Genomic DNA, 17552 nt, shown 5'->3' with positions numbered 1-17552 from the left:
CACGATTTATCGTGCGATCTGACGCTGGGACAGCGCCTGTTGTACATTGGGCGCGGCAGCCAGCAGCTGACGTGTATAGTCCTGCTGAGGTTGTTCCACCACCTGAGCGGTCGCGCCGGATTCCACAATCCTGCCGTGATACATCACAATGACACGATCGCACAATTGCTGAACCGCGCTGAGATCGTGGCTGATAAACAACACAGACAAGCCAAGTTTGTCACGCAACTCGCTGAACAAAGACAGAATTTGCCCACGCACCGAGAGATCCAATGCGGCGACCGCCTCATCCGCCACCAGCAGTTTGGGTTCCATCGCCAACGCACGGGCAATCGCAATACGCTGACGCTGTCCACCCGAAAAGGCGCTGGGTAAACGATCTGCATGTTCCGGTTTTAAACCCACCAGCGTCAGCAATTCATTAACACGCGCGTTGATCGCCGCCCCGTGCCGTAGCTGCCAGACACGTAACGGCTCGGCAATCTGTTCTCCCACGGTAATCTTCGGGTTCAGACTGGCGTAGGGATCCTGGAAGATAATCTGGCTGTGGCGACGCAGGCTATTCAACTGGCGACCTTTCAACGGCTTCCCTTCAAATAACACCTCGCCGCTGTCGGCGGCGATCAGGCCGATTGCTGCACTGCCCAGGGTGGTTTTGCCGGAGCCAGATTCACCAATCAGACCAACAATTTCTCCGGGCTGAATCTCGAGGTTGGTGGGATGCAGCACCGTCTGGCGCTTGCCCGGCATCAGCGGCAGGCGTCCCGGCGTTGAATAGCTTTTACAGATGTCACGCAGTGTCAGCAACGGTGTCTGACGCTCACGCACCGGAGGCGTGGGGGGAAGATGTGATAAAGAAGCATTGATCAGTTTTTGGGTATAGGGATGCGCAGGCGTCCCGAGGGTGCTAAGTACATCCCCCTGTTCAACCAGCTGCCCTTGTTGCATCACGCACACCCGATGCGCATAACGCGCCACCACCGAGAGATCGTGGGTGATCAACAACATGCCCATCCCCATCTCCTGCTGCAACTCCTGCAACAATGACAGGATTTGTACCTGAATGGTGACATCCAGCGCGGTGGTTGGCTCATCGGCGATCAACACATCCGGTTGCCCACTGATGGCGCTGGCAATCATCACACGCTGGCGCATGCCACCTGAAAGTTGGTGGATATACTGGCGCGCGCGCTGTGCCGGGTTGACGATACCGACGCGATCCAGCAATGCCACCGCTTCGTGCTGTGCCTGTTTCCAGCTGAATTGCCGATGACGTACCAGTACTTCGGCAATTTGCTCACCAATACGCAGCGTAGGGTTCATGCTGGTCATGGGTTCCTGAAACACCGTCGCGATGCGGCAACCGCGTAATGTGGCGGTGCGCCTCGCATCCAGTTCCTCTCCCTGAAAACGGATGATACCCGAGGTTTGTTGTACGCCCGGCGGTAGCAAATTCATCAATGCCAGCGAGGTGAGTGTCTTACCGGAGCCGGACTCCCCTACCAGTGCCACAATTTCCCGCTGATCGAGATGGAACGAAACATCGTCCACCAGCAGACGTTGGTCTTCCGTTGCCAGATTGAGGTGTTCCACAGACAGGAGGCGCGTCGTTGCATTCATAAGGCTATCGGTCCGTAAAAGCGGAAAAATACAGGATATATCCTGAGACAAAAGCTAACAAGAACGTTAGGTTATGACCCCAAAGTCATGAATATAAGGGCGTGACAGAAAAAAGGAATAAAAACGAGTAAATCGGCATTATTTTGAGGTTAATCACCGAATTGTGATGTGACAATCATTTCTGATGGTTTATACAGAGAAATTGCCCACAAATAACTTCTCTCGACAAAATAAATCATATTATTTTATATTTTTTCATCATATTGATTTAAATGATAAAAAATATAAGTTCTTGTAAAAAATCGTCTGAATTTCGCGCATTCTGTTAATTGCAGCTGTGACAGGGAATAAGTAGACTCGCGGCGGGTGCTTGAGACTTTCTGTCTTAAGCATTGCTTTCGCTGACGGCAGAAAGAGAAAAGCCCCAGGTTAATATCCATCAACCTGAGGCCCCCTTTATGCCAAGCAACATAAAGGTAGCCTCTTACCTGTCGAAAGACAAGGAGGAGTATCAATGAAACAGCAGACGGTGATCATTATCACCGCCCTTATCCTTGTGACGGCCACGGCTGTCTTGTTGGTCGTCCGGAAGGAACTCTATATGGCTCAGGCCACGCTCTCATCGTCTTTTTCTGCTACACAATCCATTATCACGGCATTTCAACCCACCGTCGTTAACGTGCAATATCGCGTGAAGCCGTAGTGGTCAGCCCTCTCCCTGACCTGTCGTCAGGGAGAGGAGACGGAGATCAATCAGAGATTTTTATATCTGTTATCCCTTCTTCTTTAAGCACATCGGCAATTTGGTGCGCTTTCGCCTCGTCAATGTTCTCAATTTTGCCACTATCTACAGCATGCTTAGTGACTGCCATATCCCAGCCGAGAATTTCTCGCACTTTTTTATCACCACTACAGGAAATTTATTGGACGTGATGTCCCATGTGACGGTTGCCATTGTTTCGTTCTCCTTGAAGGTTGATGCGACTTTCGCTTAACAACAGAAAGCCGCATCCGTTTACTCTTCCTCGATTCTCACTTTATCCCCCGCCGCATCCTCAATGGCTTTTCTCAGCCTTTCAGCCGTCACATCATCTAACTGACCAATCTCACCTGGTTCAGCTGCATGTTGCGCATCGAGTAATTCCCAACCTTCTGCCGCCATCACGGAAAGGATCGCTTTAGTTACCCCTGCTGGATTTGGACGGGCGCTAAATGTTACTTTTTTCATTTTACATACCCTTATCAGAGATTCTGGTTCACCCAGAATTTACCCAACGCCTGGCTGACAAAAACGTGAAGTGAGGCAAAGTGAACACCAGATTGCGACAAATGCTGAGCGCACAAGGACCAGGCTAAATCATGCGTGCCAATATGATCGAATTTATCCAGATCTTTACCCAGGTGGTGGAGCTGGGCAGCTTCACCAAAGCGGCCGATGTCCTGCAATTACACCGGCCTGCGGTGAGTAAAGCGATTCAGCAGTTGGAAGCTGAACTTGGGCACCCGTAAACTCAACGTCACCGACGAAGGTGATGCGTTCTATCAGCGCGCCAAACTGCTGCTGACCGATGTGGACGATATGATGCCCAGTTTCTCTGCCACTCAATCACCTCGTGGTCGACTCCGGCTGGATGTCCCGCTCGCGCTGGCCAACACGCTGCTCATCCCCATCTGCCGAACTTCATCAGCCGCTATCCTGAGATTGAGGTGGTACTGGGATCGTCAGACAAAAGGAGTGACTTGATCGCCGAAGGCGTCGATTGTTTGGTTCGCCCTGGCTATGAAGCCGCAGGTGTGGTTACGACTACTGGTGACAACGTCACGGAATTTCACCCAGGTAATGGCACCCCGGGGGATGTTTTTCCAGTATGGGGCACTCGACAGTCGCGATATGGTTGTCCCGGTATTTGATATTCTCGGTAAACACCTCACGCTGCGCGGCTATGAATTGTTTAAAATCACGACTGATGCAGAAAGACTGGCGCGTGCAAAATCCTTCGTGCTTGAGGGGTTACGTAGCGGCAAGCTGCAACCGTGGATCGAGAAAACCTTCAGTCTCGATGAGATTGCAGAAGCCCATCGCTATATGGAAGCGAACGGCCAGGTGGGCAAGATTGTTGTGACTATCTGAAAAACACTGAAATCAGGGACTACTGAATGAATATGCAACCAAACTGGCAGGCACCGGCAATTAATCGTAAACAAGTCGGCGATATGCTCGTCACCATGCTGAGTGATGGCTATCTCGATGTTTCCTTTGAGTTGCTATCAGGCATTGATGGCTCAAAAGCCGAGGCGTTACTCCAGCGACGCGGTGCACCGGTCGCCCCGCGCATCAACATCAACGTGTATGTGGTTCAGACCGCGCAGCGTACCATCCTGATCGACAGCGGTGCTGGCGGAATTAAAGGCTGGGGCGGCAGATTGCCGGTGGCGCTGGCGGCAGCAGGGATCGACCCACTCCAGATTGACACCATTTTGCTGACCCATGCACATCCTGATCATATTGGCGGGCTCGCGGCGCCTTTGCAGACGCCGCTATTTCGGAATGTGCAGCAGCTGTTTGTGCATGAAAAGGAGTTAGCGTTCTGGCGTGATGAAACCATCGCGGCCAGCGCCCCGGATGGGTTTCGTCCCTATTTTGAGCTGGCGCGTAATGCGTTTGGCGCTTACCACCAACAGTTGGTGCCTTTCCGCGAGGAAGCGATTTTACCGGGCATTCAGACCGTACCGCTGTTTGGGCATACACCGGGACATAGCGGGTATCTGCTTGGCGATGAGAAAGCATCATTGTTGATTTGGGGTGATATTGTGCATTTCCCACATATCCAGGTAACACAACCTGAGGTCACCATCGCGTTTGACAGCGATCCCGCCGCTGCCGCGCAGGTTCGCAGCCAACTGCTGGATCGCGCCGCCAGTGACAACCTTGCCGTCAGCGGAATGCATTTTAACTTGCCAACTACCGGTAAGGTGGTACGCGAGGGCAATAGCTTCGCACTCAACTATGACCTCTGGTCACCGGTGATTTAAATAATGGGTGGCGCGATAAATCGCGCCGCTACACCAGCCGGATATTCTGCGATTTAATATGTTGCCAAAAACGTTCCGCTGCCAGATTCAGCCTCGCGCCCGACCGATACACATAGGCCGAGATCGGTAACGACAAGGTGCCATCCAGAATCATCAGCTTGCCCTCACGCAGTTCACGCTGAATCGAATATTGCGGCAACCACCCCACCCCATGCCCGTTTACAATCATACGTTTAAGCAACTCACTCATCGAGGAGACGAAGCTGAGGGTAAAGGTATTGTCAGGGATTTTATCGATCACCTGATTCACCTGACGGCCCATATAACTGTCGTTGGCATATTTCATCAATGGCAACCCGCCGTCGTTGAGCCGAAACAACGGTCTGCCGTCGACATCACAGGGTGAAACCAGATGCAAAAATGAGTCGAATATTTTGTGGTGGATAAAGGGGTAATTCATAAACTCTTCGTTGTAGAAGGTGAGAATAAAGTCGCTTTTCCCTTCTTTGAGGTTATATACCGCCTCATCCACGTTGATGGATTCAACATAGTGAATCCTTTCAGCGCTATCGGCAAAACCGGCAATTAACGTCGGAAGCAACAAAACCGACAGTGAGGGAGCGGCGTCGAATTTGATACTCTGACGGAAATTGTCCAGTCCTTTGATCCGATTCAGTTGGTAATCCATATCATCCAGCATATTGCGCGCGTAACCGACAAAACTTTTACCCTGGCGGGTAAGCTGCAATGGATTAACGCTGCGGTCGAAAATGGCGAAGCCAATCGCTGATTCCAGCGACTGAATACGACGGCTGAATGAAGACTGGGAAATGTTGCGCTTTTCAGCGGCTAACGTGAAGCTCCGTGTCTCTTCCAGAGCGATAACATCATAAAACCACTTCACTTCCAGATTACTGACCATCGCGCTGATTCTCACAAAATCTTATTTGTCGCCATGCAAATTATGCATGGCATATAGAAATTATGCAATCAATGCATCTGAATGTTGGTGCTAGTATCCTGAACAGTTGCATAACTGAACTGCGCCATTTCATTAACAGCTCAGTTAACTATCAAACAAACTATCGGCCGCAGTGCTATGCAGCCCAATATTCAGCCAGCAATCAGTCAGGTATAACATGTCCAGCTCTGAGAAGATTAAAACAGCCCTGTCAGATTTAGGGATCACCCGCGTAAGCGAAGTGATCTACAACCCCGATTATGACCTGCTTATCGCACATGAAACCTCGGCAACGCTTAACGGCTATGAACGCGGCATCATGACTGCTTCCGGGGCGGTCGCGGTCGATACCGGTGAATTTACCGGCCGCTCGCCGAAGGACAAATATATTGTCCGTGATGAGCTAACCAGAGATACCGTTTGGTGGTCTGACGCGGGTACTGGCCGTAATGATAACAAGCCACTTTCCCCGTCGGTGTGGGCTGAGCTGCGTCATCTGGTATCAAACCAGTTATCTGGCAAGCAACTTTACGTGGTGGACGCCTGGTGCGGTGCCAGTAATGACTCAAGACTGGCGGTGCGCTTTATTACCGAGGTAGCCTGGCAGGCTCACTTTGTGAAAAACATGTTTATCCCGCCTTTAGCAGAAGAGCTGGAAAATTTTGAACCTGATTTTATTGTGATGAACGGGTCAAAATGCACCAATCCGAACTGGCAGACGCAGGGTCTCAACTCTGAAAATTTCGTCGCGTTTAACCTGACCGAAAAGATGCAGCTGATTGGCGGCACCTGGTACGGCGGAGAAATGAAGAAAGGCCTGTTCTCAGTGATGAACTATTTTCTGCCGCAACGCGGTATCGCCTCTATGCATTGTTCCGCCAACCGTGGCGCAGCGGGCGATGTGGCTTTGTTCTTCGGTCTGTCCGGCACCGGTAAGACCACCCTCTCCACCGATCCGCTGCGCGAGCTGATTGGTGATGATGAGCATGGCTGGGATAACGAAGGTGTCTTTAACTTTGAAGGCGGCTGCTATGCCAAAACCATCAATCTGAGCGAAGCGGCAGAGCCAGAGATTTACCGTGCTATTCGCCGCGATGCGTTACTGGAAAACGTGGTGGTTCGTGAAGATGGTTCAGTCGATTATGCCGACGGCAGCAAAACCGAGAACACCCGTGTTTCATACCCGCTGGCACATATTGAAAACATCGTTAAACCGGTTTCCCGTGCGGGCAATCCATCCAAAGTGATTTTCCTCGCGGCAGACGGTTTTGGTGTGTTACCGCCCGTATCACGACTGACGACCGATCAGATGAAATACCACTTCCTGTCTGGCTTTACCTCTAAACTGGCCGGGACGGAACGTGGTATTACCCAACCTACCCCAACCTTTTCTGCCTGCTATGGTGCCGCCTTCCTGATGTTGCATCCGACACAATACGCGGAAGTGCTGGCGGAGAAAATGGCGGAAAGCGGTGCTGAAGCCTGGTTGGTCAACACCGGCTGGAATGGCGAAGGTAAACGACTTTCTCTGCGAGATACCCGCAATATTATTCGTGGCATTCTGGACGACAGTATCGTTCTCGGTGATAACACCCTGCCGGTATTTGGCCTGCTGATCCCGGATGCTGTGCCAGAGGTGGAGTCTCACCAGCTTGACCCACGCAACGGCTGGGCAAGCGCGGAACAATGGCACGATGCAGCAGACAAACTCGCCAGCCTGTTTATTGCTAACTTCAGTCAATATGCGCAAACCCCGGAAGGTGCCCGTATTGCACTGGCGGGGCCGAGTGTAGAGTAGTTAAACGATACCCGCCAGGACGCAAGCACTGGCGGGTAGAGGCAGATTTTTGCCGATTTGTATGCCCCACGAATTCCCTCATTCATATCCCCAGCTGAACTCAGAATTTTTGTGATTCCCTCTGCAATTTCAACCTTTCAGGCTGGATGAAAACCATACAATACCCGCACAATAGAATATATAACCACTTGTGAATATATATTCAGAGCATCTGAATTACGGCATCAGTATTCGTAGCGACTCTCTCAATATGATCATTTTAAGGTTTAAGGAGAACATCTTATGAGTACCTGGAACTACCCAAAATTTGGCGCGGGCTTATGGCACTTCGCTAACTATGTTGACCGCTATGCGGTGGATGGTTATGGACCCGCGCTGAGTACGCTGGAACAGATTCGCATCGCTGGCACCGTAGAAGATCTATCGTATGTTGATGTCCCCTATCCTTTTACTGAAGGTGTCAGTGTCAGCGATGTCAAACAGGCCCTGGCGGACGCGGGCTTAAAAGCTATCGGTGTTACCCCCGAGATTTACTTACGCCGTTTTTCACGGGGCGCATTTACTAACCCGGACCCGACTTTGCGCAAACAGGCATTTGAACTGATGCATGAAGCCGCCAGTGTAGTACGCGAATTAGGGGCTAACTATGTCAAGGTTTGGCCAGGTCAGGATGGTTGGGATTATCCATTCCAGGTCGACCATAAAAATCTCTGGCGACTGGCGGTTGATGGCATGCGCGAGCTGGCGAGTGCGAACCCTGATGTTAAATTTGCCATTGAATACAAACCGCGTGAGCCTCGGGTAAAAATGACCTGGGACTCAGCTGCACGTACATTACTGGGTATTGAGGAAATGGGGCTGGATAATGTGGGTATCCTGCTGGATTTCGGTCATGCCTTATTTGCCGGAGAGTCCCCTGCCGGTTCCGCGCAACTGATTATCGATCATGGCCGCCTGTTCGGCATGGATGTGAACGATAACCTACGCGGCTGGGATGATGACCTGGTGGTGGGAACGGTACATATGACGGAGATCTTCGAGTTCTTTTACGTACTGAAGATCAATAACTGGCAGGGTGTCTGGCAGTTGGATCAGTTCCCGTTCCGCGAGGATAATGTGGAAGCAGCTAACCTGTCGATTCGGTTTCTGAAGCATGTGTATCGTGCGTTGGATAAGTTAGATATTGTGGCGTTGCAGGCTGCACAGGTGGAGCAGAATCCGCTGCTGGCGCAGAGGATTATTCAGAATGCGCTGCTGACGGCTATTGAGGAGTGATGGGATAACGGTTTTATTACCAAGAAGAAGCGGTTTACTACATAGAATCCGTGAATGGTGAGCAGGCGGCTACTAAGAGCCGCCTGACATACTCATTATGCTGCCATGACTTCTGTCTGTAGAAAGCCGTTAAGAGTCAGATAAAACAGGTTTCTTCTTTTTTCAAAGAAGGTATAGGTGAGCTGTGATTTGTACTCTCGTAATTTTTTAAGTGTAATGAGTAATGTCTCGCAAATTCGTTCATCGTCCCAGCCGCGAAGAATAAGCAGAAAAACACGCATTCTTGCGCTGTCGTCTTTTTCCTTGAAGGGTTTTACTTTCTTGAATTCCTTAGTACCTTTAAAAAAATCGAATATATCATAACTCCGCACATCAAGAGCGAAGAAAGAGACATTACAGATTGACTGAAGAATGAAAACTTCCAGTTCATTATTGAAAATCAAGACGACATTCTTTGTTCTGGAATTGATATCACCACGACTCAATAAAACCAAAAAATGATGAATATCACAAACAATATAAAATTGCCTTGGGCGATTGATACTATGCAACAAGCCATCAATTGCAGAACCTATAAACTTATTATGTAGCTGCATGAGAAATAGATCTTTTTTTATCACAATGTCACCATTAAATATATCATTGCGAGATAAAAATTCAGCTAATCAGTTGTAATTGGGAACACTGATTACCTGTAAAATTCGAATTAAATTTGCAAATGGCCATATTTATAAGTAATGCAAGCCTGTTAAGAGCAATACTATTAATGTAAACCAAACTGTGGCACAAAACCCCACAACTAATGACCAGGCACGTAGATTTGACATGATATCACCTCACATCAAGTAAAGTTTGGGCATGATTATTAATAAGCAGCCTTATTGATAAACCCTTTGAATATAGTCAGAAAGATTATTTTCAAATCTACCCAGACACTCCACATACGAATATACTCAAGATCAAAGTCAATTCGTTTCTGCATTTTCTCAAGAGTATCAGTTTCGCCACGCCATCCCTTTATTTGAGCAAGTCCAGTAATACCTGGCTTAACTTTATGACGCAACATATACCCCTGAATAAGAAAACGATACTGCTCATTATGCGCAACAGCATGTGGCCGTGGACCAACTACAGACATGTGACCAAAAAATACGTTGAAAAATTGCGGCAATTCGTCCAACGAGGTATTGCGCAAGAAACGACCAATAGGTGTAACACGGAGATCATTTTTTGTCGCCTGTGTAACAGCGCTACCATTTTCCATTACAGACATAGAACGAAACTTCCATACAGATATTGGTTTGCCATCCATTCCATAACGAGTCTGTCGGAAAATAACAGGACCTGGAGACGTTAACTTGACGGCACAAGCTATAGTTAATAATACAGGTGAAATAAGAAGCAAAACAAATCCAGACACCAGAATATCTTCAACTCTCTTAAAAATACGATTGATTCCTATAAAAGGTGTATCGAACAATGGCACAACAGGAACACCATTAATTTCTTCTGTACGCGATTGCAGAATATTGAAAGTAAAAACATCAGGTACCAATAAAACAGAGCAAGTCGTATCGGTCAACTGTCTCACCAACTCACTGATACGAGCTTCATCTTTCATGTTCATTGCAATATAAACACGATCAACTTTCCCTTCACGCGCATCATTTACCAAACTAGAGATGTTGCCGGCATAAGGGACACCATCAAGGTTATTCGAGAAAGCATCATCATAAACACCTTTTACAACGAAGCCGAGCCATGGTGATTTTTCGAAACTTTTTAGTAGCGCGATACCAGCAGGCATGCTACCGGCAATGCAAACACGTCGCGTGTTATATCCATATTTTCTTAGCATACCTGCCAGTAAACGAATACCAGTACGACTTGCAACAAATGCGACAGAAACTAAAATAAACCAATGTGCGAAAAGAAGATTTATAAAAGAAGAAGTTGGTACTTGCCTGCTAATAAACCATGTAAAACTTAATGTTAACAACCAATTTCTCAAAACAGTGAAAATCTCTAGTGATATAGACACTCCTCTCCATGAACGATAAAAGTCAGTGATTCCGCTGATCGTCTGGAAGATAAAAATACCAGCCATCGCGATTAACTGCGATTGGGCAGAAAAGGGTTGATTATTAAATGAGGTGACAATATAAAGACCCACAAATATGATTAGCACATCCGATATGCGTTGCACTATAGATATCAATGATACATTGGGTTTGGGGGAAGCTACATGCTGTAATGTTGTCATGATATGGATCTCATTAGTGATGAAATGGCGTCCTCACTGGAAAAACAAAAAAGAGGACGCCTACCCTATTTACTATTAATATAGGTGCAATGAATACGCGATAAATATGAAGTGTGACTTTACAATTAGTATTATTATCACTGCCTTAACGCAGATAAAATCTCTTCAGTTTTAGAAAGCATCAAAGAAGGCTTTCCTCTTGACTCAACATTGAGACGAACTACAGGTTCAGTATTTGAACTGCGTAGATTGAAACGCCAGTCATCAAACTCCAAACTTATGCCGTCAGTATGATCGACAACATTGGCCTCTGATTGATACAGATCCAGTACACGTTTGATTGCAGCAGGAGCATCAGAAACAGTGCTATTAATCTCGCCTGATGCAGGGTAAGCATTAACACACTCTTCGACTAAAGCATTTAAAGATAAACCACGTAATGAAACTAATTCAGCAACCAGAAGCCAGGGGATCATACCACTATCGCAATATGCAAAATCTCTGAAATAGTGATGAGCACTCATCTCTCCACCATATACGGCATCTTCACTACGCATTCTTTCTTTGATGAATGCATGTCCGGTTTTCGACATCACAGGAACCCCTCCCGCTCTGGTAACAATGTCAACAGTGTTCCAGCTTAAACGGGGGTCGTGAATAATGCGTGCAGCAGGATTTTTCTCCAGGAATGCAGCGGCCAAAAGCCCTACGATATAATAACCTTCAATGAAGTTGCCTTGGTGGTCAAAGAAAAAACATCTGTCAAAATCACCATCAAAAGCAATGCCGAAGTCAGCCTGATTGGCAATGACTGCATCACTAGTATGATGGCGGCATTCTGGCAATAAAGGATTAGGAATCCCATTAGGGAAAGTGCCGTCGGGTGAGTGATGTACCTTAACTAAATCGACAGGAATTGAGAACTTTTGGAAACGTTCTTCAAGGGAGTCAATTACCTGCCCAGCAGCACCATTCCCACTGTTTACAACAATTTTTAATGGGCGAGTGAAGTTTTTAAGGTCAACAAAATCAAGAAGGCAGTTGACGTAGGATTCCATGACAGAATGTTGCTGATAAGAACCTCGTTGAAAAGGATTCACGTCAGCAAAATTGTTTACCTCGGCCAGTCGTTGGATTTCCTTTAAACCAGTGTCACCACTGATGGGTTTAGAATTCTCTCGAACAAGTTTCATTCCATTATAATCTATCGGGTTATGGCTTGCAGTAACTTCAATACCACCGCTTGCTTTCAACCACGAGGTAGCAAAATAGATCTCCTCAGTACCAGTCATGCCCAAGTCTATAACATTCGATCCTGAATCCATTAATCCTTTGGCTAAAGCTAATTTGAGCGTTTCACTGGTCAAACGGACATCTGCACCGAGTACAACCGTTTCCGGTTTAAGATATTCACCGAATGCTCGGCCGATACGGTAAGCTATATCTTCATTTAACTCTTCACCCAGTTTTCCGCGGATATCATACGCTTTAAAACAAGTCATTTTTTTAGTCATTTTTATTCTCGTTTAGTAATGAGCTTTTAATCTGATAATGTCGTCATCGCCCAGGTAAGAACCTGATTCAATTTCCAGTAATTCCAGAGGGATCTTCCCTGGGTTTTCCAACATATGAACCACTCCAGGGGGAATAAAAGTAGATTGGTTCTCTGTAAGTAAAAAAACTCTGTCATCTAAGGTCACTTCAGCCGTCCCGGATAAAACGACCCAGTGCTCTGCACGATGTAGATGCTTTTGTAATGAAAACTTCCCACCTGGTTTTACGGTTACACGATTAACGTGATATCGCGGAGCGGTAACAACCTCATCATGGCGGCCCCAGGGGCGATAAGATTCTCGATGTAGTCTGAACTCTTTTCTGTTGTGAACTTTCAGATGTTGAATAACTTTCTTAACGTCCTGAACCTTCGTCTTATCAATAATAAGTACCGCGTCTTTAGTATTAACAATTACTAAATTCTCAACTCCAATGGCGGCAACGAAAGTGTCATCTGTATTTATATAGCAGTTCTCAGTATCTGAAACGAAGACATCTCCTGTTAAGCAATTCCCACGTTCATCTCTGGAGTTAACCTCCCATAAGGCTGACCACGATCCAACATCATTCCAACCAGCATCAAGTGGAATAACAACAGCATCGGATGTCTTTTCCATAACAGCATAATCAATTGACTCTTCCGGACATGTTCTAAATTGCTCGGTGTCAATACGAATGAAATCTTGCGAATTATCCCTGTTAAGTTTCGACATGGATTTATTACAGGCTTCTAAAATATCCGGGCGAAACTTACCTAACTCTTCGAGATACCGTTTGGCTTTGAAGAGAAACATGCCGCTGTTCCAGTAATACTCTCCACTAATAAAGTATTCATTAGCTGTTTCTAAGTTAGGTTTTTCTACAAACCGCTGAACACCAAAAGCTGGAGTATCATTATACATTTCACCCCGTTGGATATAACCGTAACCCGTTTCAGCAGCCGTTGGGACGATACCGAAAATACACAATTTCCCGTCGTGAGCATAGGGTAGCGCTTTCTTTATTACATCATGAAATGCATTCTTATCTTCTATAACATGATCTGCAGCCAATACCAGCAACAGGGGATCGTCATTATTCTTAACGGCCTGAAGTGCAGCAAGAGCGATTGCAGGTGCAGTATTTCTTCCAACAGGTTCAAGAATTATATCGCTATGTGGTAGATCAATCTGTCTTAATTGTTCAGCGGCCAGGAAACGATGCTGTTCATTGCAGATTAACAAAGGGGCGTGGGTATCAAGGCCATTTAGACGCACGATCGTTTCCTGCAACATTGATAACTCACCACTTAGACGCAGGAACTGTTTAGGATAGGTTTCTCTGGACATAGGCCAAAGACGACTACCTGTTCCGCCAGCCATGACAACGGGAAGTATCATTTTTACCTCGATGAATTAATTATCGAACGATAAGTTAAAGTTTATAAAGTTGAATGCCGTCTAGTAGGTTTTTAGGTTCTGATTTACTTATCCTTAAAGAATCACCCAAATCATCCCACAAAAAAAATCGACCAATTTTCACATATGACAAGCCATCATTACCTTCCGTTTCTTTTTCACCTACTGAAAATCCTGACATTAAATTCATCTGGTTTTGTGCATTCTGATCAACCTCAATGACAACAGGTTTTTTAGACTTGTTATAGATTGATATTGAACCAAATGAATTAATTTTGAAAACATCATTACCCTCAAGATCTGTGACATTGAAAGCATCACCACGTCCAGATTGAACAATTTTGTTAATTTTCTTCGTGCTTGAAATCTGGAACAAAGACTCTCCATTCAGTGTTGAATCTGCTACGCTGACCACTTTTTCACTATAACTAGTGTTGTCATATAAGTCTGTCAGAAGTTCAGCGTCAGCTCCTTCACTTAACTCCAAAAGGAATCTGGGTCTTTCGCTTTTTTTAGAATAAGAATAATGGGTATTTCCATTTAGATTAACACCAACAACGTTCTTCGCTAAAAAGACATTAGAATATACCCCACTGACTTTCCTTGAATTATTGAAGAAAAAATTACCAGCAATGATATGCCCTTGGGTATTAGGAGAAACAGACTCTATAGATATAGCCGTCTTCCCATTACTATTAATTACATTATTAGAAAAATATCCGTTTATAGCATTCCTCTGAAGCAGGACTCCATTTTCACTGTTAAAATAAACATCACAATTAGCGATTCGATACGTCGGCTGTGTAATAACAATTCCATTACCATTCTTTGTGTAACCAATCGAACTATGCGAAATATTCCAATCAACACCATTAATAACCACTGAATCCAGACATGAGTACTCAATTTGACAATTTTCAATGACACCCATATGTCTGCCATGGGAGGAGTATAAACAATTACCAGTAAAGCTGTTGATATTACAATTATACATAATGATTGATGGGGAGTATTTCTTCGTATTGTTCGACGATATGAATACTCCCGTCAGTTTATTTTCCAGGGTGATTGCTCTGGCTGAAATAGTGAGGTCATAGAAGGTTGGTGACTCAAGGCAGTTAATTGAGATAAAATTCCCTGATGTATCCGGAAGGGGAACCAAGGCCGCTTCGACCCTTCTGCCAGCACCTTGAATTATTAACGGTCCATTAATATAAAGGTTTCTTGATCTATAAATACATGAAGAAAGGATCAATTTGTGATTTATGGCAGCATCTAGCGCTTTCTGTAATGCTTTAGTATCATCCGTTTTACCATCTCCAATGGCACCGAAAAACTCCGGACGATAGTTCCCGTCAAATTTCCTCTTCCATCTTTTATTATTAATTACTATAACTGTTCCATTATCATCCTTACTCACCTTGTCATTTTTATCATAGTAGAAAACACCTCCTCCCTTTCCACTACCATTCCGATATTCATGAAGAACAGCCTGGACTCTTTCATCTGAAGGTTCAAATGTTCTCAACTCATCAATATCATTAAAAAAAACATATTTTATTTCTTTTTTTATCTCTAAATCATGATGTAATGATGGCTGAACAGAAGAATCAGATGCCGACGTTCTTAACACGCCAAAGACTGCAGCCACTGCAGCAGCACCTTTCAAGAAAGCCTTTCTACGTTCCATAAGGAGCCCCAAGAAAAATCTTTCAGTGGGTGGAAATTAAATAGCGCAAAACAAAACTAAAATTCTTGATATAACGAGGTAGTAATCTTTTCGGATTGCTAAATGCTCTAAACAACCATTCAAGACTTAATTTCTGCATCCATGCAGGCGCTCTCTTTTGCTTGCCTGTAAGAAAATCGAGAGATGCACCGATACAAAAAACAAAAAAATTAGCATTATTTTTTCTTTGATACTTATCTAACAGTCGGCAGGCAACAATTTCCTGAGCGGGAGAGCCTACAGCCAAAAAAACCAAATCAGGATTACTTTCATGTATAAAATCCACACATTTCTCAACTTCGTCAGGATTCTTGGTAAAGCCCATAGGGGGATTATGATGTTCTATTTTTGAAAGCGAATATTGTTTTTTTAATTCGTTCACACTAACAGAATCGCTGCCAATGATAGTTACACGATAGTTTTTTATCCATTCTGAAGCTATTATTTCACGGGTGAGGTCACTACCAGGAACAACATTATTTATCCTATTACCTTTTAAAGAAGATAAAATCTTCACGATACGGCTGTCACATAAACGAAAAGCTGCACGTTCATAAGCCTCTACAAAAGCCGTATCAGAATTTCTGCTTAATCGTTGAAAATGGTCAATATTAGGCGTAACTACAACTTTGATTGATCTATCTTCATCACTTATTAAATTGGCCTGAACGATATCAACAAAGTGCCGTAAAGAGACGTCATTTATGGTCAGGCCATTAAATTCAGATTTGTTAATCATAATAACCTTAAGATAGACTGTTTAAGATGATTTTTTTAAGTCTGGTGTTCTTTCTTTCATACCAGTTACTCGCTTCAACACTACAATTTATAAGTTCCTCATCACCAAGCTGTGATGATAATACATTCTTAACCTCTTTAATCATGGCTTCATGATCAGCAGCACTTTTTACATATGAAGGTGCATCTTCAATACCCCTAAGTGCGAACCGTGAAGCGATAGTTGGCACCCCCAAGGTAATTGCATCTAAAGTTTTAATTTGAACACCGGCTCCGGACACTGATGGTATGACTACCATTCGAGAAGAAAGCATGAACTCTTCTGCACTCTGAACAAAGCCCAAATATGAAACGTTAGAATACTTGTCTTTTAACCACTGTGCTCCTTTCCCTGCGACATGAATAGTTATGTCATCTGGCAGTTTTGGGTATACCTGATCGAAGAACCACTCCAATCCTTTAGAATTTGCACTCCATGTCCAGGTACCTATGATCGAAATATCGCAATTTATGTGCGTTCTTAGTGACTTTTTTCTAGGAACAATCATCGGTAAGGGTTCGAACAACACTAACTTTTCATCTTTAACCTTGATCTGATTTTTGTAAAACATCAAATCATCACTACTTAATGACCACACTTGATTGCATTTAGATATGGCTTTATTTTCTAGTCTTGAGATACTTTTTGCTTCTCTCAAAAAAATTGTTTTCTTTATAACACCCTGACTTTTTTTATAAAGATCGAAATACAAATCACTTTCAACATTATGACTAATAAAAATAACCTTTAAGTTCGGAGGCAAATAATCCAACATCCATAAAATCTGAGTGTGATCAATAAAAACATAGTTGTATGAATTCTTTTTTATTAGTTCATTCACTTTATTGATGTAAGACTTTCCGTAGTACTTAATTACTGAGAATGACTTGTTAGAGACGATAGCGCTGATGAGCCACTTTATGGTTTGAAACTTATTACCGCTAGTTTCTATAATTCGTTCATCTACGCTATGAAAATTTTCTTCTTTCTTCTCTGTAGACTCATGCATTCTCTTATAGCCAACAACATCAACATATACACCCAGTTCAGACATCTTACAGATCAAATTCTTGCTTACTGATTCACCACCAGAGCTTGCACGGTAAGGTAGTACCGTAGTTAAAAAGAGCGCGCGCATAGAACC

Annotated in this window: 15 protein-coding genes and 2 pseudogenes; 6 read left to right on the top strand and 11 right to left on the bottom strand. The window is 44.8% G+C overall.

Annotation, left to right across the window (positions count from 1 at the left end; translation table 11 throughout):
* Nucleotides 1-6: 6 nt before the first annotated feature.
* Nucleotides 7-1620, bottom strand: coding sequence for a dipeptide ABC transporter ATP-binding protein (locus AC6I8N_RS26190; protein ID WP_497831732.1), 1614 nt, complete (start codon nucleotides 1618-1620; stop codon nucleotides 7-9).
* A gap of 514 nt (nucleotides 1621-2134) precedes the next feature.
* On the opposite strand from AC6I8N_RS26190, the gene AC6I8N_RS26185 reads away from it, so the two are divergent.
* Nucleotides 2135-2323 (top strand): hypothetical protein, encoded by a 189-nt coding sequence (locus tag AC6I8N_RS26185; RefSeq protein WP_497831731.1) that lies wholly within the window; start codon nucleotides 2135-2137, stop codon nucleotides 2321-2323.
* 46 nt (nucleotides 2324-2369) lie between these two features.
* Here AC6I8N_RS26185 and AC6I8N_RS26180 read toward each other — a convergent pair whose 3' ends face one another.
* Nucleotides 2370-2516 carry a hypothetical protein gene (locus tag AC6I8N_RS26180; protein WP_497831730.1) on the bottom strand — a complete coding sequence of 49 codons (147 nt, stop codon included), beginning with the start codon at nucleotides 2514-2516 and terminating at the stop codon, nucleotides 2370-2372.
* 119 nt (nucleotides 2517-2635) lie between these two features.
* A complete protein-coding gene (locus tag AC6I8N_RS26175) occupies nucleotides 2636-2848 on the bottom strand; it encodes a hypothetical protein (RefSeq protein WP_036627057.1) in 213 nt (70 codons plus the stop codon).
* A 131-nt stretch (nucleotides 2849-2979) separates the two neighbouring features.
* Between AC6I8N_RS26175 and AC6I8N_RS26170 the strand changes: the two are divergent.
* The 3 genes and pseudogenes from AC6I8N_RS26170 to AC6I8N_RS26160 all read left to right on the top strand — a co-directional run.
* A pseudogene (locus AC6I8N_RS26170) lies at nucleotides 2980-3399 on the top strand (LysR family transcriptional regulator); the annotation flags it as partial.
* 52 nt (nucleotides 3400-3451) lie between these two features.
* A pseudogene (locus AC6I8N_RS26165) lies at nucleotides 3452-3751 on the top strand (zinc-binding dehydrogenase); the annotation flags it as partial.
* Nucleotides 3752-3777: 26 nt separating this feature from the next.
* Nucleotides 3778-4653, top strand: a complete 876-nt coding sequence (locus tag AC6I8N_RS26160; RefSeq protein WP_497831729.1) for an MBL fold metallo-hydrolase — start codon at nucleotides 3778-3780, stop codon at nucleotides 4651-4653.
* A gap of 28 nt (nucleotides 4654-4681) precedes the next feature.
* Here the strand turns inward: AC6I8N_RS26160 and AC6I8N_RS26155 are convergent, their stop codons facing one another.
* Nucleotides 4682-5575, bottom strand: a complete 894-nt coding sequence (locus AC6I8N_RS26155; protein WP_497831728.1) for a LysR substrate-binding domain-containing protein — start codon at nucleotides 5573-5575, stop codon at nucleotides 4682-4684.
* A gap of 217 nt (nucleotides 5576-5792) precedes the next feature.
* Between AC6I8N_RS26155 and pckA the strand changes: the two genes are divergently transcribed.
* On the top strand, nucleotides 5793-7412 hold the full coding sequence (gene pckA, locus AC6I8N_RS26150; protein WP_497831727.1) for a phosphoenolpyruvate carboxykinase (ATP): 1620 nt from the start codon (nucleotides 5793-5795) through the stop codon (nucleotides 7410-7412).
* A 282-nt stretch (nucleotides 7413-7694) separates the two neighbouring features.
* The gene (locus AC6I8N_RS26145) at nucleotides 7695-8687 is read left to right on the top strand and encodes a sugar phosphate isomerase/epimerase family protein (protein ID WP_497831726.1); all 993 of its coding nucleotides are present in this window, start codon (nucleotides 7695-7697) and stop codon (nucleotides 8685-8687) included.
* 95 nt (nucleotides 8688-8782) lie between these two features.
* On the opposite strand, the gene AC6I8N_RS26140 is transcribed toward AC6I8N_RS26145, so the two are convergent.
* The 7 genes from AC6I8N_RS26140 to AC6I8N_RS26110 all read right to left on the bottom strand — a co-directional run bounded on the left by AC6I8N_RS26140 (nucleotide 8783) and on the right by AC6I8N_RS26110 (nucleotide 17546).
* Nucleotides 8783-9307: a hypothetical protein gene (locus AC6I8N_RS26140; RefSeq protein ID WP_497831725.1), complete on the bottom strand. Its 525-nt coding sequence runs from the start codon at nucleotides 9305-9307 to the stop codon at nucleotides 8783-8785.
* 245 nt (nucleotides 9308-9552) lie between these two features.
* A complete protein-coding gene (wcaJ, locus tag AC6I8N_RS26135) occupies nucleotides 9553-10950 on the bottom strand; it encodes an undecaprenyl-phosphate glucose phosphotransferase (protein WP_497831724.1) in 1398 nt (465 codons plus the stop codon).
* A gap of 137 nt (nucleotides 10951-11087) precedes the next feature.
* Nucleotides 11088-12464 (bottom strand): phosphohexomutase domain-containing protein, encoded by a 1377-nt coding sequence (locus AC6I8N_RS26130; protein WP_497831723.1) that lies wholly within the window; start codon nucleotides 12462-12464, stop codon nucleotides 11088-11090.
* A gap of 12 nt (nucleotides 12465-12476) precedes the next feature.
* Complete coding sequence (locus AC6I8N_RS26125) at nucleotides 12477-13883, bottom strand: mannose-1-phosphate guanylyltransferase/mannose-6-phosphate isomerase (RefSeq protein ID WP_497831722.1); 1407 nt, start codon at nucleotides 13881-13883, stop codon at nucleotides 12477-12479.
* Nucleotides 13884-13917: 34 nt separating this feature from the next.
* Nucleotides 13918-15591, bottom strand: a complete 1674-nt coding sequence (locus tag AC6I8N_RS26120) for a putative phage tail protein (RefSeq protein ID WP_497831721.1) — start codon at nucleotides 15589-15591, stop codon at nucleotides 13918-13920.
* Nucleotides 15592-15613: 22 nt separating this feature from the next.
* Complete coding sequence (locus tag AC6I8N_RS26115; RefSeq protein WP_497831720.1) at nucleotides 15614-16369, bottom strand: WecB/TagA/CpsF family glycosyltransferase; 756 nt, start codon at nucleotides 16367-16369, stop codon at nucleotides 15614-15616.
* A gap of 7 nt (nucleotides 16370-16376) precedes the next feature.
* On the bottom strand, nucleotides 16377-17546 hold the full coding sequence (locus tag AC6I8N_RS26110; RefSeq protein WP_497831719.1) for a glycosyltransferase: 1170 nt from the start codon (nucleotides 17544-17546) through the stop codon (nucleotides 16377-16379).
* Nucleotides 17547-17552: the final 6 nt, after the last annotated feature.

The organism is Pantoea sp. X-Soil-TKNS-1279 (assembly GCF_059730565.1).
This window is presented reverse-complemented; position numbering and strand designations above follow the sequence as displayed.

Bases quoted from the DNA above. Each gene is read 5' to 3' on its own strand.
- AC6I8N_RS26190 (WP_497831732.1), bottom strand. From the start codon at position 1,620: ATGAATGCAACGACGCGCCTCCTGTCTGTGGAACACCTCAATCTGGCA.
- AC6I8N_RS26185 (WP_497831731.1), top strand. From the start codon at position 2,135: ATGAAACAGCAGACGGTGATCATTATCACCGCCCTTATCCTTGTGACG.
- AC6I8N_RS26175 (WP_036627057.1), bottom strand. From the start codon at position 2,848: ATGAAAAAAGTAACATTTAGCGCCCGTCCAAATCCAGCAGGGGTAACT.
- AC6I8N_RS26160 (WP_497831729.1), top strand. From the start codon at position 3,778: ATGAATATGCAACCAAACTGGCAGGCACCGGCAATTAATCGTAAACAA.
- AC6I8N_RS26155 (WP_497831728.1), bottom strand. From the start codon at position 5,575: ATGGTCAGTAATCTGGAAGTGAAGTGGTTTTATGATGTTATCGCTCTG.
- pckA (WP_497831727.1), top strand. From the start codon at position 5,793: ATGTCCAGCTCTGAGAAGATTAAAACAGCCCTGTCAGATTTAGGGATC.
- AC6I8N_RS26145 (WP_497831726.1), top strand. From the start codon at position 7,695: ATGAGTACCTGGAACTACCCAAAATTTGGCGCGGGCTTATGGCACTTC.
- wcaJ (WP_497831724.1), bottom strand. From the start codon at position 10,950: ATGACAACATTACAGCATGTAGCTTCCCCCAAACCCAATGTATCATTG.
- AC6I8N_RS26130 (WP_497831723.1), bottom strand. From the start codon at position 12,464: ATGACTAAAAAAATGACTTGTTTTAAAGCGTATGATATCCGCGGAAAA.
- AC6I8N_RS26125 (WP_497831722.1), bottom strand. From the start codon at position 13,883: ATGATACTTCCCGTTGTCATGGCTGGCGGAACAGGTAGTCGTCTTTGG.
- AC6I8N_RS26120 (WP_497831721.1), bottom strand. From the start codon at position 15,591: ATGGAACGTAGAAAGGCTTTCTTGAAAGGTGCTGCTGCAGTGGCTGCA.
- AC6I8N_RS26115 (WP_497831720.1), bottom strand. From the start codon at position 16,369: ATGATTAACAAATCTGAATTTAATGGCCTGACCATAAATGACGTCTCT.
- AC6I8N_RS26110 (WP_497831719.1), bottom strand. From the start codon at position 17,546: ATGCGCGCGCTCTTTTTAACTACGGTACTACCTTACCGTGCAAGCTCT.